We start from the raw sequence: 23,690 nt of genomic DNA on the forward strand, positions 1-23,690 counted from the left end.
ATTTCGCGAGCCGAGTTACTCGGCACCGCCCTGCTCTTCTTGCTTGGCACGGAGCGCGTCCACGGTGCGGACGAGCTTCGAGGGAAGCGCCTGGAAGAGCTGCGCAGCCTGAGACTGCTTGCCCTTGAAGGCACCCGCCAGCTTGGAGAGCAGAACCTCGCGGGACTCGAGGTCCGCGAGCTTCTTGATCTCGTCGGCGGACAGCGCCTTGCCGTCAAGGACACCGCCCTTGATGACGAGGTTCGGGTTGTCCTTGGCGAAGTCACGAAGACCCTTCGCCGACGTCACCGGGTCACCGGTGATGAAGGCGACCGCCGTCGGACCGTTGAACAGGTCGTCGAGCGTCGAGATCCCGGCCTCGTTGGCCGCAATCTTGGTCAGCGTGTTCTTCACCACGGCGTACTGGGCGTCCTCACCGAGTGAACGACGCAGCGTCTTGAGCTGCGCCACGGTGAGACCCCGGTACTCGGTCAGCACGGCGGCGTTCGAGCTACGGAACTGCTCCGTGAGCTCGGCCACCGCGGCAGCCTTGTCGGGCCTTGCCATAGAGCGTCGGCCTCCTTCCGGGTGATGAGGACCGCTCAGAAGGGGCTGGAGAAAACGAAACGCCCCGGCGCAGGCGCTCGGGGCGTGGCTCGACCGGACGAATCCCGTACGAGACGGAACCGGACCAGGAGCAACTTCCACAGTCACCTGCGCGGGTCGTCCGCAGTTCAGCGGATCCTTCGGCCACCGCGCCCTCTTGTGAGCACACGGCAACGACCAGCGGTCTTTGGCTTCCTCGGAAGAGTACGGGACCGTGTCCCTGTCGGGCAAATCCGCTCCCGGAGGCCGCCGCTCAGCCCTCGCCGGCCCCGTCCACCCGCTCGGCGAGGTCGACCGTGTCGTCGGCCGCCGGGGGCTCGACGGTCACCGGCCGGTCGACGTCCAGGAGGGTGACGGTCAGGTCGAGCGGGCCTCCGTCGACCATGCGCCCCTCCCGCAGGGCGTAGGTCTCGCCCCTGAGCCGGTACCGCTTGGCCCGGCCGTCGTCGTCGACCCACAGGTCCACGGTGAGCGTCTCCTCGATGCCCAGCATCATGAACTGGTCCAGACTGGTCGTCCGCAGCTCCCGGGTCGCCTTGTCCCGGGCGGCAGCCTGAGCGGCCCGCAGGCTCTTCGTGGTGACCGTGCCCCGGTAGTGCGTGGCCTCGCTGCCGTCGACCGTCTCGGCACCGACCTCGCCGACCTTCTTCGCGCCGGTGAGGAGCGTGGACTGCGCGAGCGGGCTCGCCTCCAACGGACCGGGCAGGACGCGGTAGGTGTTGTTGTCCGCCGCGCCGCGTCCCCACACGGCCGGCCCGGCGCTGATCCATTTCTTGTCCGCCGGGGCGCCGATGGCGGCCGCGTCCCCCTCGGCGTAGATCACTCCGTCGGCGAACCGCACCGCCAAGGCCTTGTCCTCGCTCGGGCCCCACCCGGTCAGTTCCATGCGCATCGCGGTCGGCCGCGCGGTCATCGCCGCCTCGACCCGTATCTTCCCGTGCTCCGGCAGGGTCCCCGACACCCGGTAGCGCAGCGACGCGATGTCCGTCGTGCGCTCCGCGGCCCGGGCCACGGCCTCGGCGGGCGTCGCGGGCTTCGCCTCGGCTTCCGCGGGCGTCTTCGGCTTCGCCTCGGCCTCCGCCCCCGCCTCCGTGCCGCAGGCCGTGGTGGCGCCGCCCAGCAGCGCGGCCACGACGGCGATGCCGACGCCTCTACGACGACGTACGGAGCCGTGTTCGGCCAACCTCATCTGTCCCCCTGGAACCTCACGCCCCACCCATGTGGGACGGCAGGGACACTAGCGCCGCCGGGTGACGACTGTCGTGCGCGTTTCCGGCTACCGCCCCGGCGAGAAAGAGACGAGCCCCGCAGCCTCGAAAGGCTGCGGGGCTCGTCCTCGGGTGTGCGACCGCGACGCGGCTGCCGGTGAGCGTCAGGCTCAGACGGCGGCCGGGTCCTCCTCGACGAGGAGGTTGCGGGTGCGGTTCGAGTCGATCGGGATGCCGGGGCCGATCGTGGTGCTGATCGCGGCCTTCTTGATGTAGCGGCCCTTGGCGGCCGACGGCTTCAGACGGAGGATCTCGTCCAGCGCCGCGGCGTAGTTCTCCACCAGCTTGGTGTCGTCGAACGACGTCTTGCCGATGATGAAGTGCAGGTTCGAGTGCTTGTCGACGCGGAACTCGATCTTGCCGCCCTTGATGTCGTTGACGGCCTTCACGACGTCCGGGGTCACGGTGCCGGTCTTGGGGTTCGGCATGAGACCACGGGGACCGAGCACGCGGCCGAGGCGGCCGACCTTGCCCATGAGGTCCGGGGTGGCGACGACGGCGTCGAAGTCCAGACGGCCCTTCGCCACCTCGTCGATCAGTTCGTCGGAGCCGACGATGTCGGCGCCGGCGGCGGTCGCGGCCTCGGCACGGTCACCGGTCGCGAAGACCAGGACCCGGGCGGTCTTACCGGTGCCGTGCGGGAGGTTCACGGTGCCACGAACCATCTGGTCGGCCTTGCGCGGGTCGACACCCAGACGGAAGGCGACCTCGACGGTGCCGTCGAACTTGGACGTGGAGGTCTCCTTGGCGAGACGGACGGCCTCGAGCGGGGCGTAGAGCTTGTCCCGGTCGACCTTGGCGTCCGCAGCGCGGAGAGCCTTGCTGCGCTTGCTCACAACTGCTCCTGTGTGTGCTTGAAAAGGAGTCGTGGTACGGGCCGAGCAGGCCCTGCCACGCGCGGCTGCCGTGTACGGCCGCCGCGTGATGCTACGAAGGTGGGACTCAGCCCTCGACCGTGATGCCCATGGAGCGGGCGGTGCCGGCGATGATCTTCGACGCGGCGTCCAGGTCGTTGGCGTTCAGGTCGGGGAGCTTGGTCGTGGCGATCTCACGGACCTGCGCCTCGGTGATCTTGGCGACCTTGGTCTTGTGCGGCTCGCCGGAGCCCTTCTCGACACCCGCGGCCTTGAGGATCATCTTCGCGGCCGGCGGCGTCTTGGTGACGAAGGTGAAGGAGCGGTCCTCGTAGACCGTGATCTCCACCGGGATCACCCAGCCACGCTGCGACTCGGTCGCGGCGTTGTAGGCCTTGCAGAACTCCATGATGTTGACGCCGTGCTGACCGAGCGCGGGGCCGACCGGCGGGGCGGGGTTCGCCGCACCGGCGTTGATCTGGAGCTTGATGAGCCCCGTGACCTTCTTCTTCTTGGGAGGCATTGCTCTCCGGGTCCTTTCGATTCGAGTGCGCCCCCATCCAGGTCGCGTCCCGGATGAAGGCATACCGCACAACGATAACGGGTATGGATGCGCGGCCAAAAACCGAGCAGGTCAGACGAGCTTTTGACAGCCCGTCTGACCTGGTCGGAAGCGGTGGTCCAGGAAGGAGCCGGTGACGGCTAGTTCTTCTGGATCTGGTCGAACGACAGCTCGACCGGCGTCTCGCGGCCGAAGATCTCCACAAGACCCTTGACCTTCTTCGAGTCCGCGTTGATCTCGTTGATGGTCGCCTGCAGCGTGGCGAACGGGCCGTCCGTGACGGTGACCGAGTCGCCGACCTCGAAGTCCAGCACCTGGACCTCGACCTTGCGGGCGGGAGCCGGCTTGCCCTCGGCCTCGGCCGCCTCACGGGCGGCCTTCTCCTCGGCCTCCGGCGCGAGCATCTTGACGATCTCGTCCAGGGTCAGCGGGTACGGGTCGTAGGCGTTGCCCACGAAGCCGGTGACGCCGGGGGTGTTGCGGACGACGCCCCAGGACTCGTTCGTCAGGTCCATGCGGACGAGGACGTAGCCGGGGAGCTTGTTCTGGCGAATCGTCTTGCGCTCGCCGTTCTTGATCTGCGCGACCTCTTCCTGCGGCACCTCGGCCTGGAAGATGAAGTCCTCGACGTTCAGCGAGACGGCACGCTGTTCGAGGTTGGTCTTCACGCGGTTCTCGTAACCGGCGTACGTGTGGATGACGTACCACTCGCCGGGCAGGGTCCGCAGTTCCTCGCGCAGGGCCTCGACGGGGTCGACCGGCTCGGTCTCCTCCTCGACGGTCTCTTCGGCGTCGTCGTCCTCGGAGTCCTCGACGTCGGCGTCCTCGTCGTCGGAGTCGTCCTCGACGTGCACGGCCTCTTCCTCGGCCGACTCCCCCGCCTCGGCCTCGGCAGCCTCGAACTCGTCGACGCCGTCCTCGGAGTCTGCTCCCTCGACGATGTCGAGTTCGTCATCCACGGACTCGGCACCTTCACCGCGAGGCTCCATGGCGTCCTTCAGGTTCGGGTCAGACACGTGGCTGCTTCTTCCTGGATCATGGGGGTGGAACATGCGAAAGGGGCGCCAAGTCGCGGCGCCCTTCGCTTTCGGCTCAGCCGAAGACGTACTTGGCGGCCTTGTCGAGGCCGAAGTCAATCACGGTGACGAGACCGATCATGACGACGACGAAGACGATGACCACCGAGGTGTAGGTCGTCAGCTGGGAGCGGGTCGGCCAGACGACCTTGCGCAGCTCCGCGACGATCTGCCGGTAGAAGAGCGCGAGGCGCTTCAGCGGGCCCTTCTTGGCCCGCTTGCCGCCCTTGCGGGTCTTCTTCTTGTCCTCGGGCACCTCGTCCTGGGCATCAGGCGTGTCGATGGAGCCCACGGCGTCCGTCATTCATCCTCACCTGATTCCGGTCCGGGTCGTGGCCGTGCCGCGCCCGGTCTGAGCCGCACGGCGGAACATTGCTGTACGTACATGCGCACACATCCTGGCGTGAGGAGTGTGTAGCAGGGCCGGAGGGACTTGAACCCCCAACCGCTGGTTTTGGAGACCAGTGCTCTACCAATTGAGCTACGACCCTTTGTGGTTCTCCCCCAACGTACCGCATCCGAGCGAGTGCACGGTGTGCACCTGACGGGCGCGGCCGGTGAAGGCCAACGAGGACAGAGCATACGTGGTCCGAGAGCTGTCGTCGAACAGAAAGCGTCCGTAGGGACGTTGTCCGTCGAAGATCGACCGTTTCCGGCCGCGGAGGCGGGCGGTTGTTCCGTCGCTGTTCAGTCTGTGAAACCCGCGTGCCCGGCGCGTTTCCGGTCTGAAACGATGGGGCCCATGAGCGCTGCAACCCCTCCCACCGAGCGCCGGGTCTCCGCGCGCATCGGCGCGATCTCCGAGTCCGCCACCCTCGCCGTGGACGCCAAGGCCAAGGCCCTCAAGGCCGCCGGGCGCCCGGTGATCGGCTTCGGCGCCGGCGAGCCCGACTTCCCGACTCCCGACTACATCGTCGAGGCGGCCGTCGAGGCCTGCAAGAACCCGAAGTACCACCGGTACACGCCGGCCGGCGGTCTGCCCGAGCTGAAGGCCGCGATCGCCGCGAAGACCCTGCGCGACTCCGGCTACGAGGTCGACCCGTCGCAGGTCCTCGTGACCAACGGCGGCAAGCAGGCCATCTACGAGGCCTTCGCCGCGATCCTCGACCCGGGCGACGAGGTCATCGTCCCCGCTCCGTACTGGACGACGTACCCGGAGTCGATCCGTCTCGCCGGCGGTGTCCCGGTCGAGGTCGTCGCCGACGAGACCACGGGCTACCGGGTCTCCGTCGAGCAGTTGGAGGCGGCCCGCACGGAGAACACGAAGGTGCTCCTCTTCGTCTCCCCCTCCAACCCGACCGGCGCGGTCTACACGCGCGCGCAGATCGAGGAGATCGGCCGCTGGGCCGCCGAGAAGGGCCTGTGGGTCCTGACCGACGAGATCTACGAACACCTGGTCTACGGCGACGCGGAGTTCCACTCCCTGCCGGTGGTCGTGCCCGAGCTGGCCGACAGGACCATCGTGGTCAACGGTGTCGCGAAGACGTACGCGATGACGGGCTGGCGCGTGGGCTGGGTCATCGGACCGAAGGACGTCGTCAAGGCCGCGACCAACCTCCAGTCGCACGCGACCTCGAACGTCTCCAACGTGGCCCAGGTCGCCGCGCTCGCCGCCGTGTCGGGCGACCTGTCGGCCGTCGAGGAGATGAAGGAGGCCTTCGACCGGCGCCGCAAGACGATCGTGCGGATGCTCAACGAGATCGACGGCGTCCTGTGCCCGGAGCCCGAGGGCGCGTTCTACGCGTACCCCTCGGTGAAGGCTCTGGTCGGCAAGGAGATCCGGGGCAGGCGCCCGCAGGACACGGTCGAGCTGGCCGCGCTGATCCTGGAGGAGGCCGAGGTGGCGGTCGTCCCCGGCGAGGCCTTCGGCACCCCCGGCTATCTGCGTCTGTCGTACGCCCTCGGTGACGAGGATCTCGTCGAGGGCGTCTCGCGCCTCCAGAAGCTGCTGGCGGAGGCCCGGGACTGACGTCCGTCCCCAGGGGGGCCGCCCACCGATGTCGGTGGGCGGCCCCCCTGTCGTTTGTGCGAGCAAGACCACGTTCGAGGATTCCGCTACCGGGACGGCACGGGCGTGCGGCAGGATCGGGCGATGGAGCGTGTACGTGATCTCTCTGAACTGCCCAAGGCCCATCTGCATCTGCACTTCACCGGATCGATGCGGCCCATGACCGTGCTGGAGCTGGCCGACAAGTACGGGGTGCGGCTGCCCGAGGCGCTCACCGAGGCGCTGACCAGCGGGGAGCCGCCGAAGCTGCGGGCGACGGACGAGCGGGGGTGGTTCCGCTTCCAGCGGCTGTACGACGCGGCGCGCTCGTGCGTCAGGGGGCCCGAGGACATCCAGCGGTTGGTGCGGGAGGCCGCGGAGGAGGACGTGCGGGACGGCTCGGGCTGGCTGGAGATCCAGGTGGACCCCACGTCGTACGCGCCCCGGCTGGGCGGACTGATCCCGGCGCTGGAGGTCATCCTGGACGCCGTGGACACGACCGTGCGGGACACCGGGCTCGGGATGCGGGTGGTGGTGGCCGCGAACCGGATGAAGCACCCGCTGGACGCGCGCACGCTGGCCCGGCTGGCGGTGCGATACGCCGACCGGGGCGTGGTGGGCTTCGGGCTCTCCAACGACGAACGCCGGGGCATGGCGCGGGACTTCGACCGTGCCTTCGCGATCGCCCGCGAGGGGGGCCTGCTGTCGGCGCCGCACGGCGGCGAGCTGACCGGCCCCTTCTCGGTGCGTGACTGCCTGGACGATCTGCACGCCTCGCGCATCGGGCACGGGGTTCGCGCGGCGGAGGACCCGCGGCTGCTGAAGCGCCTCGCGGACCGGGGCGTGACGTGCGAGGTCTGCCCCGCCTCGAACGTGGCGCTCGGCGTCTACGAGAAGCCCCAGGACGTCCCCCTGCGCACTCTGTTCGAGGCGGGTGTGCCGATGGCGCTCGGCGCCGACGACCCGCTGCTGTTCGGCTCCCGCCTCGCGGCCCAGTACGAGATCGCCCGGCACCACCACGGCTTCACGGACGCGGAACTGGCGGAGCTGGCCCGGCAGTCGATCCGGGCGTCGGCGGCGCCGGAGGACGAGCGGGCGAAGCTGCTGTCCGGGGTGGACGACTGGCTGGCCCGCCCGGCCGGATAGCGGCTCGGGTCAGAGGCTGACGCCGACCGTCACCGGCTCGTTGACCAGGGTGATGCCGAAGGCGTCCCGGACTCCGGTCACGACCTCGCGGGCCAGCGCGAGCAGGTCCTCGGTGGTGGCCGCGCCCCGGTTGGTGAGGGCCAGGGTGTGCTTGGTGGAGATCCGGGCGGGGCCGGTGCCGTACCCCTTGGTGAAGCCCGCCTTGTCGATCAGCCAGGCGGCGGAGGTCTTGGTGTGCCCGCCGCCGGCGGCGTACGCGGGCGGGGTCACGTCCGCACCGAGCCGCTCCCGCACGCGCGCGTGGAACGCGGCGAACTCCTCGTCGGTGAGGATCGGGTTGGTGAAGAACGACCCGGCGGACCAGGTGTCGTGGTCCTCCGGGTCGAGGACCATGCCCTTCCCGGCCCGCAGCTTCAGCACGGTCTCGCGGGCCCGCGCCAGGGGCACCCGGTCGCCGGGCTCGACACCGAGCGAGCGGGCCGTCTCGGCGTACTTGACCGGTCCCGACAGGCCGCCCGCGTCCTCCAGTTCGAACCGGACGCGCAGGACGACGTACCGCTCGGGCTCGTCCTTGAAGCGGCTGTGGCGGTACGAGAAGGCGCACTCGGCGCTCGGGACGGTGACCGTCTCGCGGGTGCGGCGGTCGTAGGCGACGACCTCGGTGATGGTGGAGGCGACCTCCTGGCCGTACGCCCCGACGTTCTGGATCGGTGTGGCGCCGGCGGAGCCGGGGATGCCGGCCAGGCACTCGATGCCGGCCAGCCCGGCCTCGACGGTGCGGGCGACCGCGTCGGTCCACACCTCGCCGGCGGCCAGTTCCAGCCTCGTCGCGTCGAGCCTGTAGCCCTTCGTGGCGATGACCAGCGCGGTCCCGGGGAAGCCCCGGTCCCCGACGACCAGGTTGGAGCCGCCCCCGATGAGCAGCAGCGGCGTACCGGTGTCGTCGGCCTCGCGGACCGCGGCGATCACCTCGTCGTCGGTGGTCGCGGTGATCAGCCGCCGCGCGGGCCCGCCCAGCCGGAAGGTGGTCAGCGGGGCGAGGGGGGCGTCGTGGAGTTCCTGCACGGGCTCAAGAGTACGAGACCCCCGCACCCGGGAGGGGCGGGGGACCGTGCCGGTGCGGCTCGGCCGCGCGGGCCCTCAGGCCAGTCGTACGACCGCTCGGGACATGCCGAGGATCTTCTGGCCGGCGCTCATGGCCGTGAGGTCGACGCGGACGGTGTTGTCGTCGAGCTTGGCGCCGATCTTGGCGCTGACCTCGATGGTGGCGCCCTCGTCGTCGTCGGGGACGACGACGGGCTTGGTGAAGCGGACGCCGTACTCGACGACCGCGCCCGGGTCGCCGGCCCAGTCGGTGACGACGCGGATCGCCTCGGCCATGGTGAACATGCCGTGCGCGATGACGTCCGGGAGGCCCACCTCCTTGGCGAACCGCTCGTTCCAGTGGATCGGGTTGAAGTCGCCGGAGGCGCCCGCGTACCGGACGAGGGTGGCTCGGGTCACACCGAAGGTCTGCGCGGGCAGTTCGGTGCCGACCTCGACGTCGTCGTAGGAGATCTTCGCGGTCATCGGGTCCTCACGCCTCCTCGGCCGCGCGGGCCACGAGCTTGGTCCAGGCGGTCACGACGTGTTCGCCGGACTCGTCGTGGACCTCGCCGCGGATGTCCAGGATGTCGTTGCCCGCCAGGGACTTGATCGCCTCGATGGTCGAGGTGACCGTGAGCCGGTCACCGGCGCGCACCGGGCGCCGGTGGGCGAACTTCTGGTCACCGTGCACCACCCGGCTGTAGTCGAGGCCCAGCTGGGGGTCCTGGACGACCTGTCCGGCCGCCTTGAAGGTGATCGAGAACACGAAGGTCGGCGGGGCGATCACATCGGCGTACCCGAGCGCCTTGGCGGCCTCCGGGTCGGTGTAGACGGGGTTGGTGTCCCCCACGGCCTCCGCGAACTCGCGGATCTTCTCCCGGCCGACCTCGTAGGGGTCGGTGGGCGGGTAGGAACGCCCCACGAAGGACTGGTCGAGCGCCATCGGCTCGGCACCTCCTGGTTGCTCGGCGGATATGGCGGTACGGCGGTACTGATACGGCGGTACTGACCGGTACGGGTGGTGCAACGACGCGAGGCCGCCCCCGATCTCTCGGGGACGGCCTCGCGTACGAGCCTGATTTATCGCGTTTCGCGGTGCGCGGTGTGCGCGTTGCAACGCGGGCAGTGCTTCTTCATCTCCAGTCGGTCCGGGTTGTTACGCCGGTTCTTCTTGGTGATGTAGTTCCGCTCCTTGCACTCCACGCAGGCCAGCGTGATCTTCGGGCGGACGTCGGTGGCAGCCACGTGAGTGCTCCTTGACGAACGGATGGGACAGGGTTGAACGCATAAAAGAGTAGCCGATCGAAGGACCGACCCCGCAATCGGCTACCGTCAGTAGCGGTGACCGGACTTGAACCGGTGACACAGCGATTATGAGCCGCTTGCTCTACCGACTGAGCTACACCGCTGTGATGCGATCGGTTCCCGCCTCGCGGCGGGAACCTTTCACACCAGAGCCCCAATACGGAATCGAACCGTAGACCTTCTCCTTACCATGGAGACGCTCTACCGACTGAGCTATTGGGGCGAGCGATGAAGACATTACACGCCCCACCGCCGATCGCCCAAATCCGTTTCCGCGCCCGCATCCATGGGCCGTCCACCGGTCGCGCGGGGATCTTCCGGGAGCCGTCCGGCGCTCGCCCGGAGCCCGCGTCCATGCCGTTTCCCCAGGCCACATGAGCCCCGCACGCCCCTTCGCCACCGGCCTTCCCCGGCGTCCCTCCGGCAGCCGCACCACACCGGTACGACTATTGCGCTCCTCCGCGACGGGGCGGGGCGGCCCGCCTAGGCTCGTCTCACTCTGCGTGATCTTGTGTCCCCTGCTGTTCCTCCCCCATGTGCGTCACCGCGCAGCCGTCGTCGAGCCACCGGGAGAGTGCGATGCCCGACAGCCAGCCGCAGCCGTCCCACTCCTCCGGCCCGCCGTCCGGCCCGGACGAGGCAGGCGCCCTGCTGCTGTGCGGGGCGCGGCTGACCGACGGCCGTGTGGTGGACGTACGGCTGGGCGGCGGGCGTATCGAGGCGGTCGGCACGGCCGGCAGCCTGGGCGCGGGGCCCGCCGCGTCCGGGGCGCCCGCCACCCGGGTGGATCTCGGCGGCCATCTGCTCCTGCCGGCCCCCGCGGAGCCGCACGCCCACGGCGACACGGCCCTGTCGGCCGACTTCGAGGGCCCGGTCCCCTACGACGGCCAGGACGTCCAGCGGCGGGCCACGGAGGCCGCGCTGCTGCAGCTCGGGCACGGCGCCACGGCGGTGCGCTCGCATGTGCACGTGGGCGACGTCCAGGGTCTGGAGGCGTTGGCGGCGGTGCTCCGGGCGGGGCAGGCGCTGCGCGGGCTCGCCGAGCTGACGACGGTGGCGATGCCCCGGGTGCTGACCGGGGTGGCCGGCGCGGACGGGCTCGCGATCCTGCGGGACGCGGTGAAGATGGGCGCCTCGGTGGTCGGCGGCTGTCCGGATCTGGACCCCGATCCCACCGGATACGTGGAGGCGGTCCTGGAGATCGCCTCCGAGCACGGCTGCCCGGTCGACCTGCACACCGACGGCGACGACCCGGCCCGGCTCGCCCGGCTCGCGGCCATGGCGGGCGGTCTGCGGCCCGGCGTCACCCTGGGCCCCTGCGGCGGGCTCGCCCGGCTTCCCGGCCAGGCCGCCGCCCGCGCCGCCGACCGGCTCGCGGCGGCCGGTGTGACCGTCGTCTGCCTTCCGCAGGGCGGCTGCGGCACCGTGGACGGCCGGGACACCGCCCCCGTACGGCTCCTGCGGGCGGCCGGGGTGCGGGTCGCGGCGGGCAGCGGGGCACTGCGGGACGTGTCGAACCCCGTCGGGCGCGGGGACCCCCTGGAGGCCGCGTTCCTGCTCGCCTCCCGCTACGGACTGCGGCCCGAGGAGGCGTACGACGCCGTCAGCGGGGCAACCCGCGCCGGGCTCGGTCTGCCCGAGGTGCGGGTCGAGGCCGGTTTTCCCGCCGAACTGCTCGCCGTGCGGGGCGCCCGGCTCGCGGGAGTGCTGTCGCTCGCGTACAGCCGCATCGTCGTGCACCGGGGGCGCGTGGTGGCGCGGACCAGCGCGGTACGGGAGTACTGCGGCTCGGTGACGGGCACGGCGGTGGATCTGCCTCGGCAGGGGCGGGGCGAGCCGTCCTGAGGGTGTGCGTGGCCGCGCCGGGGCGTGCGGGTGGGCGGCGGGGCGGGTGGGCGGCGGGGCGGGTGGGCGGCGGGGCGGGTGGGCGGCGGGGCGGGTGGGCGGCGGGGCGGTGCCCGACCGGGCGGACGCCCGACCCGCCGCCGGTGTGATCAGACGCCGAACAGACCGCCGCCGATCGGGTCGCTGAACTCGCCGGACGGGATCTCGGCGGCACCCTTGGGAGCGCTGACGTCACCGGCCTTGCCGAAGGTGAGGACCAGGGAGGCCTTGGCGCCCTTGGGATCGTCGGCGAGGGCGGCGAGGTCGGTCTCGATCCGGGTCAGGTCACCGTTCTTGAGGGTGAAGTCGACCGCGACGTTCTTGTCCGGGGCGTCCTTCATGTCCTTGGCCGTGGGGAGTTCGGCTCCCGGCGGCAACTCGCCCTCCAGCGGCTGGAGCTTGTCGACGATGCCGGTGAGCAGGTCGCGGAAGTTGGCCTTGGCGGTGACGACCTCGGTGCCGTCCTTGCCGTCCTTGGTCTTGAAACCGACCTCGCGGGCGACGACACCGCGGACGGCGTCGAGGATCTTCTTCTGGGTCCTGGCGTCGATCTCGTCGGAGCCCTTCGAGCCACCGGCTCCCTCCTCCCCGGCGGCGTCCTGCAGCTCGGCGGTGTTCACCTTCACCCAGTCGCCCTCCAGGGCGGGCCGCAAGTGCTTCTCGCTCTCGGGGAGTTCGTCGGCCGTCGGGAACGGGATGCCCATCGCGTCGCCCATGGCCTTCATGTCGGCGCGGTAGTACGTGTAGTCGCCGACGACCCGGTACTCGACGAGCACACCGTCGTCACCGGAGATCTTCATGCCGACTCCGGCGATGTCCTTCTCACCGGACTCGGCCAGCGCCTTCTTCGACTTGACCGACACGTCGACGCGCAGCCCGGTGAAGAACTCCGCCATCTCCGGCGGCACTTCCTCGCTGTCCTCGCCCATCAGCGCGGTGAGGTCGTCCGGGTCGGCGTCGAGCCGCATCCCGAAGGCCAGCGACTTCTGCTCGCCCAGCCGCTCGACGGCACCGTCGACCTTCTGGCCCGCGGTGAGGTTCTCGACGGTTCCGCACGCGGCCACCGTGACGAGCACGGCCGCGGCGCAGCCGACACCGGTGCAGGCGCGGCGTACGACGTTCTTGTTGCGTGTGGCGATACGCATGGCGGTGATGTTTCCCCCCGTGGTTCCGGCGTCCGCCGACACGGCGAACATGGGTGAGACACCTGGGACGGCGGGATGGTTGCGCGGCAAACGCGTCCGTTCGGGCGTACGGTCGAAGTCATGCGCATTGTCATCGCCGGAGGTCATGGTCAGATCGCGCTGCGGCTGGAGCGACTGCTCGCCGCGCGCGGTCACGAGGTCGCGGGGATCATCCGCCGCGCCGAGCAGGAGGACGATCTGCGCGCGGCCGGTGCCGAACCCGTGCTGTGCGATCTGGAGTCGGCGTCGGTCGAGGAGGTCGCCGCCCATCTGCGGGGCGCGGACGCCGCCGTGTTCGCGGCGGGCGCCGGGCCGGGCAGCGGGGCGGGCCGCAAGGACACGGTCGACCGCGCGGCCGCGGTCCTGTTCGCCGATGCCTCGGTGCGCGCGGGCGTGCGCCGCCACCTCGTCGTCTCGTCCATGGGCGCGGACCCGGCGCACGAGGGCGACGAGATCTTCGACGTCTACCAGCGGGCCAAGGGCGAGGCCGACGCGTACGTCCGCGGGCTGGAGGCGCTGGACTGGACGATCCTGCGCCCCGGCATGCTGACCGACGACGCCGGCACCGGCCTCGTCCGTCTGGAGGCGTCCACCGGCCGCGGCCCGATCCCCCGTGACGACGTGGCCGCCACTCTCGCCGAACTCCTGGAAACCCCCGCGACCGCCGGTCTGACCCTGGAACTCGTCAGCGGCTCGGCGCCCGTCTCCGTGGCCGTGAAGTCGGTGGCGGGCAACTGAGGCACCGACAGGGACGTGCCGGAGGTCAGAACAGCGGTAGCTGACCGGGGAATTCGGGTACGACGAAGCCGTCGAGCGCGGGCTGGGCCGCCCCGATCCAGGCCGGCCTGCGCGACCCGGGGCACGACACCAGGTCCCCGCTCGCTCCGGGCGGATCGTGCCGCGCGAACCGCCCCGCCACGACGGCGATCTCACGACGGCACTCGGGGCAGTTCCTGCGACGCGATGACATGCGGTCAGTGTGCCTCGCCGCACTGACACCCGAAGAAGCCCTCCGGCACACGAAGAAGCCCCTCCGAACTGCTCTCACAGTCCGGAGGGGCTTCCCTCCACGTGGCGGCGCCAGGATTCGAACCTGGGTAGGCTAAGCCGACGGATTTACAGTCCGTTCCCATTGGCCACTCGGGCACACCGCCTGGGATGCTGCCCTTCGAACCGCTTTTCGGCGGTGCTCTGTGGCAACGACGTAAACGATACCTGATGCCCAGGGGTGCTCCGCCACCTGATTGATCAGTACTCGCGGTGGCCGGGGTGGCTAGGCTTGTCGCCCCCCGATACCCCGATTTCAAGGAGCCACAGGACATGGCCGACTCCAGTTTCGACATCGTCTCGAAGGTCGAGCGGCAGGAGGTCGACAACGCCCTCAACCAGGCCGCCAAGGAGATCTCGCAGCGCTACGACTTCAAGGGCGTCGGCGCCTCGATCTCGTGGTCCGGCGAGAAGATCCTGATGGAGGCGAACTCCGAGGACCGGGTCAAGGCCATCCTCGACGTCTTCCAGTCCAAGCTGATCAAGCGCGGGATCTCCCTGAAGTCGCTGGACGCGGGCGAGCCCCAGCTGTCCGGCAAGGAGTACAAGCTCTTCGCGTCGATCGAGGAAGGCATCTCCCAGGAGAACGCCAAGAAGGTGGCGAAGATCATTCGCGATGAGGGCCCCAAGGGCGTCAAGGCCCAGGTCCAGGGCGACGAGCTGCGCGTCAGCTCCAAGAGCCGGGACGACCTGCAGGCCGTGATCAGCCTCCTCAAGGGCCAGGACTTCGACTTCGCGGTGCAGTTCGTCAACTACCGGTGATCGGAGCCTCTGACCTGCACTAGCGAGAAATCGTTGCAGCCGGAGGGCACAACGCGGGCACATCACCGAGGACCGCCTCGATCGCAGCCCGCGTTGTGTCCTCGTCGTCCGGCCAAAGGTGGGTGTAGGTGTCGAGCGTGATCGACGGCTTCGAGTGGCCGAGCCGCCGCTGAACCGTCTTCACGCTCTCCCGGTTCTTGATCAGCGCCGAGGCGTAGAAGTGCCGCAGGTCGTGCATGCTCGCCTCCCCCGGCACCTGGACGAGTGCGGGCTCGGCGCCCTCCGGCCGACCGCGCTGCACCCACGCCGCGTACGACTCGGCGTACGCCTTGGCGAGCGCTTCGTTCGCCTTCGTCTCCATCCGCGCCCACGTGCGCGACCAGCCGGAGCGCTTCAGTACGTCCTTGCGCTCGGTGGAGAACAACATCTGTGCCTTGCGCCGCTTCGGCTTGCGCGGGTCCGTCCGGTCCTCGATCTCCACCGTCGCGGCCGGGTGCAGCTGAAGGTGCGCCGCGAGGGCGTTGACCGCCTGCGTCGCCAGGGGCACCGTGCGGTAGCTCTCGTGCGTCTTCGGCTCGCCGAGGTAGCTCTCGGGCGTCTCGCCCTCCTCCGCCTCGGTGTCCTTGTCCGGGGTGACGAGCTGCTGCCGAACGGTCACCTCCCGGCGAAGGAAGTCGATGCAGTCGACTTCCAGGCCGAATACCTCGCCCTGCCGGAGCCCCGACGCCACGGCGAAGAGGATCATGGCGCGGTACCGGGACGGGGCTGCCTCGATCAGGGCGTGGACGGCGTGCCTGTGCAGGGGCACGATCTCCGGGCGGCGCGCCTCGGGCAGCTTGATGCCGGCGCACGGGTTCAGGGCGATCGTCCGGTCCCGTACGGCGGTGTGCATGATCGTGACCATGTAGGCGAACGTCACCCGCAGCGTGGTCGGCGCGAGGACCTGCGACCGGTCCTTGACCCAGGCCTGTACCTCCGACGGGCGAATGGTGACGATGGGCCGGTCGGCGAACGTCGGGTAGAGGTGCAGCCGTAGGGCCCGCTCGACGCGCGAGGCGGTGCCGTCGCGGTGTACGGCGGAGGTGCGGTAGCGCTCGGCGACCGCGCGGAAGCTCTCCTTGCCGGCCGCCGGGTCGACGTAGAGGCCGCGGGCGAGGTCGGCCCCGATGGTGTCGGCGCGGGTGTCTGCCTGGCTGCGCTTGGCGAAGTTCTCCTTCTGCTGCTCGCCCGCAGCGTCACGCCAACGGACCTGCCAGCGCTTCCCCTTGCCGTGGTCGGCGGACGGTACGAGGGTGCGAGTTCGACTGGAGTGCTCGGCGCACGGCTCTGCGCCCTTCTTCGGACGGCTCAAATGCCACCGGTCGTAGACGCTAGCCATCCACCTCAACCTCTCCGGAAGCAACCTTGAGTGCGACCTTCAGACGTTCCATGGCGGCATAGCGCTCCTCGTCGCTCCGGGTGCGCCCGATCAGGTCCGCCAGCGCGGTTGTGAGTTGCGTCCGGAGCTCGACATGCTTCTTCGCTGCTCCCGTAAGCGATTCCGGGTTCTCAACAGCGGCCCGCTCTTCCTCGTCCGCCAAGATGCCCTGCAAGCTCGCCTGCAGGATCTGAAGGGTCTGAATCGCGCCTCCGAGCATCGGCGTGATGTCGGCGACCATCCTCATGTTCGCCCTGCGCTCCCACACTCCTGGCGGTTCCGGGGCGACGATGCCCGCGAGCTGCTTGGCAGTGATGGCACCGCCGGGAAGCTCGACGCTCTCGTGCTTCTGCTGGATACCTGGCGCCATGAGGTCAGGAACCTCCACCTCAAGGACTAGAGCAAGCGCCACCAATTCGGCGGCCGTGAACGCGCGCTTGCCCTTCTCCGCTGTATAGACGGCTTGCCGACTCCAGGGCTTTTCGAGGTACGTCGCCAGGGCCTCGCCAAGCTCGGCCTGAGACATCTGCCGGTCCGCACGGATACCGGCGATTCGCTCGCCGATGACCTCTTCCAACCTCACAACCATCACCCTTCTGTCATTCCTGACGATGACACAAGGCGTCGAGGTAAGGCAAGCGTTGACAGGCAGCGCGAGCGACTGTCATTCTCTGGAATGTCAGTCATTCCACACAGCTACATGGAGGGCTACGGTGCCCCGTGTTGCCTTGCCTCAGGTCACCGACCAGCAGAGGCGCAAGCTCGCCACCGCCGAGGAGATCGCCAAGTACCTGGGCGTGCCGCTCGGCACCGTCTACCAGTGGAGTTCGAGGGGCGGCGGTCCACGGCTCATCAAGGTTGGCCGACACCTACGTGCCCGCTGGTCTGACATCGAGGCCTACCTCGACGCTCAGACGATCAGCGCTTAGGACGGCCCCTCGCGTGTGCGCCGGTGTTAGCCGCACCGACGAGAACCGCGAGGGGCCCAACGCCCACCCATCCGAAATCGACGAAGCCCCGGCGATCCACCGCCAAGCAGATCCGGGGCTTGCGTCACCACATCGACTGGAGAAGACGCTATGACCATCGTAGGCCAGCAGGCCCACGCCGACATCAGGCAGCGCGCGGGCGTTCCAAAGGACCGCGGCGGCCGTAAGCGTCACGGGTTCCGGCCGAACCGTGCGGGTGACCGGCGGGCGCCGGCGAAGCCGCCGCTGTACGACCCGCACGTTCCGGACCGCCTCCAGGCCCGCGCCGAACTGCGTGCCGTCCGAGTCATGGCGAGGCCTGCGTGAGCGCCCGTACTACCGCCAATCAGACGGCACTCTTCCCCGCCGGCTCCAACAGCGACCGCCTGCCGATCGTGCACCCCATCGTGCTCACCACGCGAGGGCGGGTCGAGTTCGCGGGACGCTGCCCGAAGTGTGGCCAGATGCATCGGCACGTGCACCTCGGCAAAACCACTGCACCTTGCGGTGCCAGATACCAGCTCCAGCCTCGCCGCGAGCGGATGCGGAAGGCGGTATGAGCAACTTCAGCGCCGCCTGGGTCCGCGTCACTCTGGCCCTGGAACAGCAGGGCAGCAGGGGACGAGGCTCGGCGTGGCAGTGCCCCGCCCACGAAGACCGGGCGCCTTCCCTGTCCGTGCGGAAAGGCAACAGCGGCGTGATCCTCAAGTGCCACGCCGGATGCGCCACCGAGGACGTCGTCGCCGCCCTGGAACTCACCATGGCCGACCTCTTTGATGAGCCCCTGGAGCAGCGCGTGCGTCCCCAAGTCGTCGCCGAGTACCCCTACGTCGACGAGCACGGCGAGGTGCTCTACGTCGTCCGCCGGCTGGAGCCCGGCTACGACGGTGAGCGCAAGACCTTCCGCCAGTTCCGGCCCGACGGCCGCCCCGGAGTCTCCGGTATCCGCCGCGTCCTGTTCCGCCTGCCCGACGTCATCCGGCAGGCGGAGGCCGGTGGAGTCGTCATCGTCTGTGAGGGCGAGAAGGACGCCGAGAACCTCGCGGCCTTGGATGTCGTCGCCACCTGCAACGTGGGCGGCGCGGGCAAGTGGAGTGAGGACTACACGGCGGCCCTGCGCGGGGCGTCCGAGGTCGTCGTCATCGCCGACCGGGACGAGCCAGGCCGCAAGCATGCCGCCGCCGTGGCCGACTCCGTACAGCGTGCTGGGATCCCCGTGCGCGTCCTGGAGCCAGCCCGCGGCAAGGACGTGTCCGACCACTTGGCGGCGGGTCTCGCGTTCGACGATCTGGTGCCCGCAACACGGACCGCCCACGCCCAGAACGATTCCAGTAATTCCAGCGAAGCCCTCTGGGGGCCGGAAGACGCCTCCGCTGGAATAAGTGGAACGGAAAATGAAGGGGGCGGTCCGTGTTGGGACCCTCCCCTCTCCGTCCCCAGGACCACGCTGCCGCCGTTCCCCACCGATCTCCTCGGCGACTCCCTGGCCCGCTGGGTCCGCGCCCAGGGCGCTTCCCTGAACGTCTCGGACGATCTCCTCGGCCTGTCCGCCCTCGGTACGGTCTCCGCCGCCCTCGGGGGTCGCGTACAGGTGAACGTCAAGGACGGATGGGACGCCGAGAACGTCTGCCTGTACCTTCTCGGCCTCGCCGACTCCTCGGCCCGTAAGACCCCCGCTCTCGATGCGGCCTCGGCCCCCATGCGAGGTCGCATCGGCGAACTACGGGAAACGCTGCGGGCCGAGGTCGACGAGATCGAGCAGGAGATCCGCATCACGGAGAAGGAACTCGCCGCTGTCGAGAACGACGTCTCTCGCGGCAAGGCGGCCAAGGAAGACGCACGCGCCGTCCTGGAGTCCCTGCGCGACCTACGACAGAAGCCCGGCCTGCCCAAGGCATTCGTCGGCGACGTCACCCTCGAAGCACTCGGCAAGGTCATGGGAGAAAACAGCGGACGCATGGCCCTGCACGAGTCAGAGGCCGGATTCTTCAAGGCCTGCGCCGGCCTGTACGGCAACGGCCGCGCGGACATCACCCTCGTACTGAAGGCGTACAGCGGCACCGCGCACGAGATCGACCGTGTGGGGCGCGGCAACTCTTGGATGCCGCGAACCGCGCTGACCATCACCCTGATCATCCAGCCCGGCGTGGTCGAGCAGATGGAGAAGGACAACCCGGAGTTCAAGTCGTCCGGGTTCCTGAACCGGTTCCTGTACGCGCTGCCCCAGCCCATGCCGCCCGGCTCGTTCGACACCCCCGCAGTCCCCACCGGCATCGCCACCGACTACAACCAGCGCATCGCACGTCTGGTCGACGACATCTGGACGTCCGAGAACGTCCGCACGCTCACACTCACCACGCAGGCCCGCAAGGTGTTCGCCGAGTTCTACAACCAGACCGAGCGGGACAAGGTCGACGATGGCGCCCTGAACGACGTCGCGGAGTGGGCGGGCAAGATGTGCGGCCAAATCATCCGCGTGGCCGCCTGCCTGACCCTCTACGACAACCCGGCCGCCGCCGAGATCGGCGAGCACGCCATGACCCGCAGCGTCGCCCTCGCTCCCTACCTCGTCGCACACGCCCGGTCAGCGTTCGCCCTCATGTCCCGTGACGGTGACGGTGGCCGCAAGCTCCTGCGGGACGTCCTCGACCGCCTGCCGCAACTCCTCGACACCGAGCAGACGGTGACGCTGCGGAAGATCCGCGAGTCCTTCAAGGGCCGCCGCGCCACCGGTTCGGCCGGCGCGGTCGACGCCGAAGCCATCAAGGAGGCCATGGACGAGTTGGAGGAACTCGGCTGGGTCGCCGAGATCCCCGCACCGCCGAGGAAGCCCGGTCAGCGAGGGCAGAGGCCCTCACCCAAATACGACGTCCACCCCTGGATTTACGACCCGCCCACCGAGGCCTAGACACCCGTCCCTGGCCTTTGCCGCGGCCAGGGACACGGACCGCCCCCACCCATTCCGATTCCAGCAATCCCACCTATTGCCCACGTCGTCTGGCCGCAACCCGCGGCCGACCCTCACCCGGTGAAAGATCTGACCGCATTGGAGGAGTCCGCGAGTGACCAGAAATGACCTGACGGAACTCGACGCCAAAGCCCAGGCCGTCATCCTGCTCGCGCGCGGCATGAACAGCGACAAGGTCGGCGAAACCGTCGGGGTGTCGGGGCGCACCGTCCGCCGGTGGGCCGAGCAGTCCGACTTCAAGACCGACGTCGAAACGGCCCGACGGGCACTCCTCGACGAAGCCGTCCGGGCACTGTCCAGCGCCGCGCGGGATGCCGTGGACGTGCTCCACGCGAGCCTCACCGACGACAACGCCAGCATCCGCCTGCGCGCCGCCGTAGCCCTGCTCGGCGCCCTCCCGTCCATTAGTGAGCACGTCGCCCTGGAAGAGCGCATCGCGGCCTTGGAGGCCGCCATCGACCCCGAGAGGACAGCAGCATGAGGAAGATCAGCGCTCGTCTGGAGCGCCTCGAAGAGTGCATCGGGACCGCCCCGGACCTGGCGCGGGAGCGCGTCGAACACGGCGGGCTCATCTGGTCGGTGGCCGGCAGCCGCGCGTACGGCCAGGACACCCCGGCTGGTGCTCGTCTGGCGTTCGTCGGCCCGGCCGGGACCACCGTCGTGTACGAGGTCGCCGGCGTGACCCTGGCGGACCTGTCGTGAGCCGCCGCCTCCATGCCCGGCTGACCCGCCTGGAGAGGGGCACCCCGCAGGCCCAAGAACTGGGTCGTGAAGTCAACGCCCTGATCGACCAGTTCCTTGCCGACGGCGGCGACGTGGCCGAGCTGCTGCCGCTGTTCGGCCTCGACGATGGCGGGGACCAGAAATGAACCGGCGGCTGACGACCCGACTCATGCGCCTGGAGGAGGCGTTCCTCCCGGGGTCGGGTGACGGCCCGATGTGCGTTCATCACGGCAGCGCGTGCGGCCTCGGCACGAAGGAGCTGCCCGAGCTGTACCGGCTCGTCGTCGAGTCGAAGGAGCGGCAGGGAATGACGGTGCCGCCGCTGGACGAACACCGTGCGATGACTCCGGCGGAGCGGGCCCAGGACGCTGCGGAGTACGCCGTCCTGCTCGCCGACCTCAAGGCACGCAACGCCGCCATAGAGGCGCAGCTTCGGGCGGAGGGGTCATGACCGAGTCATCCGCCGTCGAGCAGGCCATAGCCGCCCGGATCGCGGCGGTCCGCCGCCGTGCCGAAGCGGAGAAGCAGCGCCGTGCCGAACTGGCCGAAGCCCGCCGTCGAGGTCTGGCTGCCCGGCACGCGCGGAAGTTGTTCAACCTCGCCCAGGCCGCCGACAACACCTCGTTCGCCGCATCCGGCGCATGACCCCGCACACCCGTACCCGACAACCTGAAGGGACCGACCCCATGACGACCATCAACCTGAAGCCCGAGCACCTGCCCGGCGACATCGCGACCCTGCTCACCGGCTTCCTCACCGCGCAGCGGGCCGCCGTCGAGGCGCAGCAGACTTTCGACCGCACACCCATCCAGCTGCGCGGCGAGCCGAAGGAGCACCTCGACCAGGCCAAGACGGCCGCGGCTGAATCCCTGGGCGCGCTGGAGGCTGCCACCGCGCGCAGCAACCAGCAGATCCTCGACTCCGCCGCTGGCGCGTTCTTCGCCCACGTCGAGGCGGCCCGTACGGCTCTCGCCACCGCCGAGACGGAGATGCGGAACGCCGCCGCCGCAGCTGCCCTGTACGCCACTGCTCAGGGTCGCGCCGGGCGTCGGGTCATGAACATCGAGTCGGAGTCCGCCGGGCGTTCCAAGGGCCGGCAGAGGGCGATGCTCGTCGTCTCCGAGATCCGGGACGTCGTGTCGATGCTGCCGGAGGACGTCGAGTGACCACCGGAAGGGAAGGGAGCAGCCTCATGGCTGGACAGAGGGATTGGGCGGAGCGGGTGGCGGCCCGCGCGGCAGGTCGACCCGCGCCCGTCGAGGAGCCGCCCGCGGTGCCTGAGCGGCCCGCGTGGGCGCGTGCGGCCGTCCACCGGGCCCAAGGTCGTACGCCCGACGCGGCGACCGTACGAGAAGCGCACGAGGGCAGCAGGCAGCCGCGGAAGCCGTGGGAGAGCGAACTCCTGCGGCGCCTCGGCCACGACACCGAGGACGACGGCCCCGACGCCGCATGAACCCACCGGGGGTACGGGCCAGTCCGTACCCCCTCCCCGCAGAACAGCAGCACATGGAGGAGACGACCATGACCAGTCGAATGGGGCCGCCCGTCACACCGAGCGCGGCCGCGCACGCCGAGCGGATCCGCGCCCGTACGGAAGAGCGGGCCGCCGAGCAGACCGAGACCACGGCCGGGCAGTCGACCGCCGAGCGGATCGCGGCGCAGGTCTTGCCTGGGTACCGGGCGGATGCGGCTCTGCGCGAGCAGGCGCGGCTGAGCGAGCTGCGGGCGCGCGGGGTGATCAGTGACGGCGCGGAGCCGGAGGACGCCGAGGAGGAGGTTCCCGTCGACGAGGACGAGGACGACGTCGAGGAGAACGACAAGCCGGTGTCGACGGCCGAGCGTTACGCCCGTCGGGAGCGGCAGCGGCAGCAGTCTGAGCGTGAGGCGAACCGTCGGGCTCACGAGGGGGCGGTCCGCGCGATGGCGCAGCCGTTGCCGCCTCAGTACCCGGCGATGGCCGCGCAGCCTCACCGGTTCGCCCACCTCTGCGTACAGCCGAAGCAGTAATTCACCGCACGCTGAATAGCGCCCGGTCACCTCCGCGGCGGCCGGGCGCAGTCGTGTTGCTTGCAGAGCCGATGACCTCGGCAAGCGGTACGTTTCCCCTGCCTACTGAAGGGAGGCCCGCATGGACGGATTCTTCGAGGGGCTGGAGCGGTCGGTTGAGAGCCGCAACTGGCACGCGACTCTCGTGATGGCGCTCACTCTGCCGGACATCTGCGTGAAGGCCAGCGACCCGTCAAAGAAGACAAATGCCAAGAGGTACGCAGCTTGGTTCGACGCACACGTCGGTCCCTCGTATACGCTCACCGTCGGGGCGCAGGAGTATCGACAGGAAACCAACTTCCTGTCTGGGAATGACTGCTACGCACTGCGGTGCGCACTCCTGCACGAGGGAGGTTCGGACACGTCCGGGCAGCATGCGCGTGACGTGCTCGACTACTTTCAGTTCTCTACCCCCGGCGCTGACGGCAACGTGAACCACATGAATCAGGTCGGCGGGAAGCTGTACCTCATGGTGGACATCTTCGCGATGGACATGCTGGCCGGGGCTCGCGCCTGGTGGGCTTCGCTGACGCCCACAGATCAGGCGGCGGTGAAAGCTCGACAGCTCACCTTGGTGACGACGGATGGCGGAATCACCATCTGACGGCTCCTTCTTTATGTTTCCCAGGAGTGAGTCCTGAGTGTTCCGCATGCACCCGCGCCGATCGCCCGGACAGCAGGTAGGTGACATCCATCGATCACAAACCTTTGATTCGAAGGCAGAAGAGGCTATCTGTGGGTGAATGGAAGGGTTTCATCTCGATGAGGGAGCGCGCCCTGCCGAGGGACCCACAGCCGCCTCCACCACGCATTCCTACGCGT

At 69.5% G+C, this 23,690-nt stretch carries 31 protein-coding genes and 4 tRNA genes; 17 read left to right on the plus strand and 18 right to left on the minus strand.

The features are described 5' to 3' along the window. Window positions 1-15 precede the first annotated feature (15 nt). The 7 genes from rplJ to ACWCRJ_RS08830 all read right to left on the minus strand — a co-directional run bounded on the left by rplJ (window position 16) and on the right by ACWCRJ_RS08830 (window position 4,836). Window positions 16-546 carry a 50S ribosomal protein L10 gene (gene rplJ, locus ACWCRJ_RS08800; protein ID WP_020113849.1) on the minus strand — a complete coding sequence of 177 codons (531 nt, stop codon included), beginning with the start codon at window positions 544-546 and terminating at the stop codon, window positions 16-18. 292 nt (window positions 547-838) lie between these two features. Next, on the minus strand, window positions 839-1,774 hold the full coding sequence (locus tag ACWCRJ_RS08805; RefSeq protein ID WP_450938605.1) for a hypothetical protein: 936 nt from the start codon (window positions 1,772-1,774) through the stop codon (window positions 839-841). Between the two features lie 189 nt (window positions 1,775-1,963). Continuing rightward, the gene (rplA, locus tag ACWCRJ_RS08810) at window positions 1,964-2,689 is read right to left on the minus strand and encodes a 50S ribosomal protein L1 (RefSeq protein ID WP_450938606.1); all 726 of its coding nucleotides are present in this window, start codon (window positions 2,687-2,689) and stop codon (window positions 1,964-1,966) included. 106 nt (window positions 2,690-2,795) lie between these two features. Continuing rightward, entirely contained in the window at window positions 2,796-3,230 is a 435-nt protein-coding gene (rplK, locus tag ACWCRJ_RS08815; protein WP_005481290.1) for a 50S ribosomal protein L11, read from the minus strand. A 179-nt stretch (window positions 3,231-3,409) separates the two neighbouring features. Then, the gene (gene nusG, locus ACWCRJ_RS08820) at window positions 3,410-4,285 is read right to left on the minus strand and encodes a transcription termination/antitermination protein NusG (protein ID WP_450938607.1); all 876 of its coding nucleotides are present in this window, start codon (window positions 4,283-4,285) and stop codon (window positions 3,410-3,412) included. Window positions 4,286-4,361: 76 nt separating this feature from the next. Then, window positions 4,362-4,649: a preprotein translocase subunit SecE gene (gene secE, locus ACWCRJ_RS08825; protein WP_005481294.1), complete on the minus strand. Its 288-nt coding sequence runs from the start codon at window positions 4,647-4,649 to the stop codon at window positions 4,362-4,364. Between the two features lie 114 nt (window positions 4,650-4,763). Further along, a tRNA-Trp gene (locus tag ACWCRJ_RS08830) sits at window positions 4,764-4,836 on the minus strand. 251 nt (window positions 4,837-5,087) lie between these two features. Here ACWCRJ_RS08830 and ACWCRJ_RS08835 point away from each other — a divergent pair. Next, window positions 5,088-6,314 carry a pyridoxal phosphate-dependent aminotransferase gene (locus tag ACWCRJ_RS08835; RefSeq protein ID WP_450938608.1) on the plus strand — a complete coding sequence of 409 codons (1,227 nt, stop codon included), beginning with the start codon at window positions 5,088-5,090 and terminating at the stop codon, window positions 6,312-6,314. A gap of 123 nt (window positions 6,315-6,437) precedes the next feature. Continuing rightward, window positions 6,438-7,478, plus strand: coding sequence for an adenosine deaminase (locus ACWCRJ_RS08840; RefSeq protein WP_450938609.1), 1,041 nt, complete (start codon window positions 6,438-6,440; stop codon window positions 7,476-7,478). A 9-nt stretch (window positions 7,479-7,487) separates the two neighbouring features. Here ACWCRJ_RS08840 and ACWCRJ_RS08845 read toward each other — a convergent pair whose 3' ends face one another. The 6 genes from ACWCRJ_RS08845 to ACWCRJ_RS08870 all read right to left on the minus strand — a co-directional run bounded on the left by ACWCRJ_RS08845 (window position 7,488) and on the right by ACWCRJ_RS08870 (window position 10,092). Next, on the minus strand, window positions 7,488-8,543 hold the full coding sequence (locus ACWCRJ_RS08845; protein ID WP_450938610.1) for a UDP-N-acetylmuramate dehydrogenase: 1,056 nt from the start codon (window positions 8,541-8,543) through the stop codon (window positions 7,488-7,490). 75 nt (window positions 8,544-8,618) lie between these two features. Next, the gene (locus ACWCRJ_RS08850) at window positions 8,619-9,047 is read right to left on the minus strand and encodes a MaoC family dehydratase (RefSeq protein ID WP_450938611.1); all 429 of its coding nucleotides are present in this window, start codon (window positions 9,045-9,047) and stop codon (window positions 8,619-8,621) included. 7 nt (window positions 9,048-9,054) lie between these two features. Then, window positions 9,055-9,507: a MaoC family dehydratase N-terminal domain-containing protein gene (locus ACWCRJ_RS08855; RefSeq protein WP_005481302.1), complete on the minus strand. Its 453-nt coding sequence runs from the start codon at window positions 9,505-9,507 to the stop codon at window positions 9,055-9,057. A 137-nt stretch (window positions 9,508-9,644) separates the two neighbouring features. Then, entirely contained in the window at window positions 9,645-9,809 is a 165-nt protein-coding gene (gene rpmG / locus ACWCRJ_RS08860; RefSeq protein ID WP_003948671.1) for a 50S ribosomal protein L33, read from the minus strand. A gap of 91 nt (window positions 9,810-9,900) precedes the next feature. Further along, a tRNA-Met gene (locus tag ACWCRJ_RS08865) sits at window positions 9,901-9,973 on the minus strand. A 46-nt stretch (window positions 9,974-10,019) separates the two neighbouring features. After that, a tRNA-Thr gene (locus ACWCRJ_RS08870) sits at window positions 10,020-10,092 on the minus strand. Window positions 10,093-10,448: 356 nt separating this feature from the next. Here ACWCRJ_RS08870 and ACWCRJ_RS08875 point away from each other — a divergent pair. Then, window positions 10,449-11,714 carry an amidohydrolase family protein gene (locus tag ACWCRJ_RS08875; RefSeq protein WP_450938612.1) on the plus strand — a complete coding sequence of 422 codons (1,266 nt, stop codon included), beginning with the start codon at window positions 10,449-10,451 and terminating at the stop codon, window positions 11,712-11,714. A 149-nt stretch (window positions 11,715-11,863) separates the two neighbouring features. Here the strand turns inward: ACWCRJ_RS08875 and ACWCRJ_RS08880 are convergent, their stop codons facing one another. Beyond that, the gene (locus tag ACWCRJ_RS08880) at window positions 11,864-12,898 is read right to left on the minus strand and encodes a hypothetical protein (protein WP_450938613.1); all 1,035 of its coding nucleotides are present in this window, start codon (window positions 12,896-12,898) and stop codon (window positions 11,864-11,866) included. A 120-nt stretch (window positions 12,899-13,018) separates the two neighbouring features. Between ACWCRJ_RS08880 and ACWCRJ_RS08885 the strand changes: the two genes are divergently transcribed. After that, window positions 13,019-13,675, plus strand: coding sequence for an SDR family oxidoreductase (locus ACWCRJ_RS08885; RefSeq protein ID WP_450938614.1), 657 nt, complete (start codon window positions 13,019-13,021; stop codon window positions 13,673-13,675). 25 nt (window positions 13,676-13,700) lie between these two features. On the opposite strand, the gene ACWCRJ_RS08890 is transcribed toward ACWCRJ_RS08885, so the two are convergent. Beyond that, window positions 13,701-13,907 (minus strand): hypothetical protein, encoded by a 207-nt coding sequence (locus ACWCRJ_RS08890; RefSeq protein WP_450938615.1) that lies wholly within the window; start codon window positions 13,905-13,907, stop codon window positions 13,701-13,703. 102 nt (window positions 13,908-14,009) lie between these two features. Next, window positions 14,010-14,091, minus strand: a tRNA-Tyr gene (locus ACWCRJ_RS08895). A 166-nt stretch (window positions 14,092-14,257) separates the two neighbouring features. Between ACWCRJ_RS08895 and ACWCRJ_RS08900 the strand changes: the two genes are divergently transcribed. Next, on the plus strand, window positions 14,258-14,746 hold the full coding sequence (locus ACWCRJ_RS08900) for a YajQ family cyclic di-GMP-binding protein (protein ID WP_318812825.1): 489 nt from the start codon (window positions 14,258-14,260) through the stop codon (window positions 14,744-14,746). 19 nt (window positions 14,747-14,765) lie between these two features. Here the strand turns inward: ACWCRJ_RS08900 and ACWCRJ_RS08905 are convergent, their stop codons facing one another. Continuing rightward, window positions 14,766-16,124 (minus strand): tyrosine-type recombinase/integrase, encoded by a 1,359-nt coding sequence (locus ACWCRJ_RS08905; protein ID WP_450938616.1) that lies wholly within the window; start codon window positions 16,122-16,124, stop codon window positions 14,766-14,768. Next, window positions 16,117-16,740, minus strand: coding sequence for a helix-turn-helix transcriptional regulator (locus ACWCRJ_RS08910; RefSeq protein ID WP_450938617.1), 624 nt, complete (start codon window positions 16,738-16,740; stop codon window positions 16,117-16,119). Before ACWCRJ_RS08910 ends, ACWCRJ_RS08905 begins: the two co-directional genes overlap by 8 nt. Window positions 16,741-16,876: 136 nt before the next feature. Here ACWCRJ_RS08910 and ACWCRJ_RS08915 point away from each other — a divergent pair, with 136 nt between their 5' ends. The 12 genes from ACWCRJ_RS08915 (at window position 16,877) to ACWCRJ_RS08970 (ending at window position 23,472) form a co-directional block, all read left to right on the plus strand. After that, window positions 16,877-17,092 carry a helix-turn-helix transcriptional regulator gene (locus tag ACWCRJ_RS08915; protein WP_450938618.1) on the plus strand — a complete coding sequence of 72 codons (216 nt, stop codon included), beginning with the start codon at window positions 16,877-16,879 and terminating at the stop codon, window positions 17,090-17,092. Between the two features lie 150 nt (window positions 17,093-17,242). Continuing rightward, window positions 17,243-17,458, plus strand: coding sequence for a hypothetical protein (locus ACWCRJ_RS08920; protein WP_450938619.1), 216 nt, complete (start codon window positions 17,243-17,245; stop codon window positions 17,456-17,458). 229 nt (window positions 17,459-17,687) lie between these two features. Further along, entirely contained in the window at window positions 17,688-20,039 is a 2,352-nt protein-coding gene (locus ACWCRJ_RS08925; protein ID WP_450938620.1) for a DUF3987 domain-containing protein, read from the plus strand. A gap of 154 nt (window positions 20,040-20,193) precedes the next feature. Beyond that, entirely contained in the window at window positions 20,194-20,580 is a 387-nt protein-coding gene (locus ACWCRJ_RS08930; RefSeq protein WP_450938621.1) for a helix-turn-helix domain-containing protein, read from the plus strand. Next, window positions 20,577-20,801 (plus strand): hypothetical protein, encoded by a 225-nt coding sequence (locus ACWCRJ_RS08935; protein WP_450938622.1) that lies wholly within the window; start codon window positions 20,577-20,579, stop codon window positions 20,799-20,801. The genes ACWCRJ_RS08930 and ACWCRJ_RS08935 overlap by 4 nt, the downstream gene beginning before the upstream one ends. Continuing rightward, window positions 20,798-20,968 (plus strand): hypothetical protein, encoded by a 171-nt coding sequence (locus ACWCRJ_RS08940; RefSeq protein WP_450938623.1) that lies wholly within the window; start codon window positions 20,798-20,800, stop codon window positions 20,966-20,968. Before ACWCRJ_RS08935 ends, ACWCRJ_RS08940 begins: the two co-directional genes overlap by 4 nt. Then, entirely contained in the window at window positions 20,965-21,273 is a 309-nt protein-coding gene (locus ACWCRJ_RS08945; RefSeq protein ID WP_450938624.1) for a hypothetical protein, read from the plus strand. Before ACWCRJ_RS08940 ends, ACWCRJ_RS08945 begins: the two co-directional genes overlap by 4 nt. Then, the gene (locus ACWCRJ_RS08950) at window positions 21,270-21,467 is read left to right on the plus strand and encodes a hypothetical protein (RefSeq protein ID WP_450938625.1); all 198 of its coding nucleotides are present in this window, start codon (window positions 21,270-21,272) and stop codon (window positions 21,465-21,467) included. The genes ACWCRJ_RS08945 and ACWCRJ_RS08950 overlap by 4 nt, the downstream gene beginning before the upstream one ends. Window positions 21,468-21,508: 41 nt before the next feature. Next, on the plus strand, window positions 21,509-21,988 hold the full coding sequence (locus ACWCRJ_RS08955; protein WP_450938626.1) for a hypothetical protein: 480 nt from the start codon (window positions 21,509-21,511) through the stop codon (window positions 21,986-21,988). Window positions 21,989-22,014: 26 nt separating this feature from the next. Further along, window positions 22,015-22,275, plus strand: a complete 261-nt coding sequence (locus ACWCRJ_RS08960; protein WP_450938627.1) for a hypothetical protein — start codon at window positions 22,015-22,017, stop codon at window positions 22,273-22,275. Window positions 22,276-22,343: 68 nt separating this feature from the next. Beyond that, window positions 22,344-22,829: a hypothetical protein gene (locus tag ACWCRJ_RS08965; protein ID WP_450938628.1), complete on the plus strand. Its 486-nt coding sequence runs from the start codon at window positions 22,344-22,346 to the stop codon at window positions 22,827-22,829. A gap of 121 nt (window positions 22,830-22,950) precedes the next feature. After that, window positions 22,951-23,472, plus strand: coding sequence for a hypothetical protein (locus ACWCRJ_RS08970; protein ID WP_450938629.1), 522 nt, complete (start codon window positions 22,951-22,953; stop codon window positions 23,470-23,472). The last annotated feature ends 218 nt before the right edge of the window (window positions 23,473-23,690 follow it).

The sequence above is a fragment of the Streptomyces sp. NPDC002324 genome, assembly GCF_053593335.1.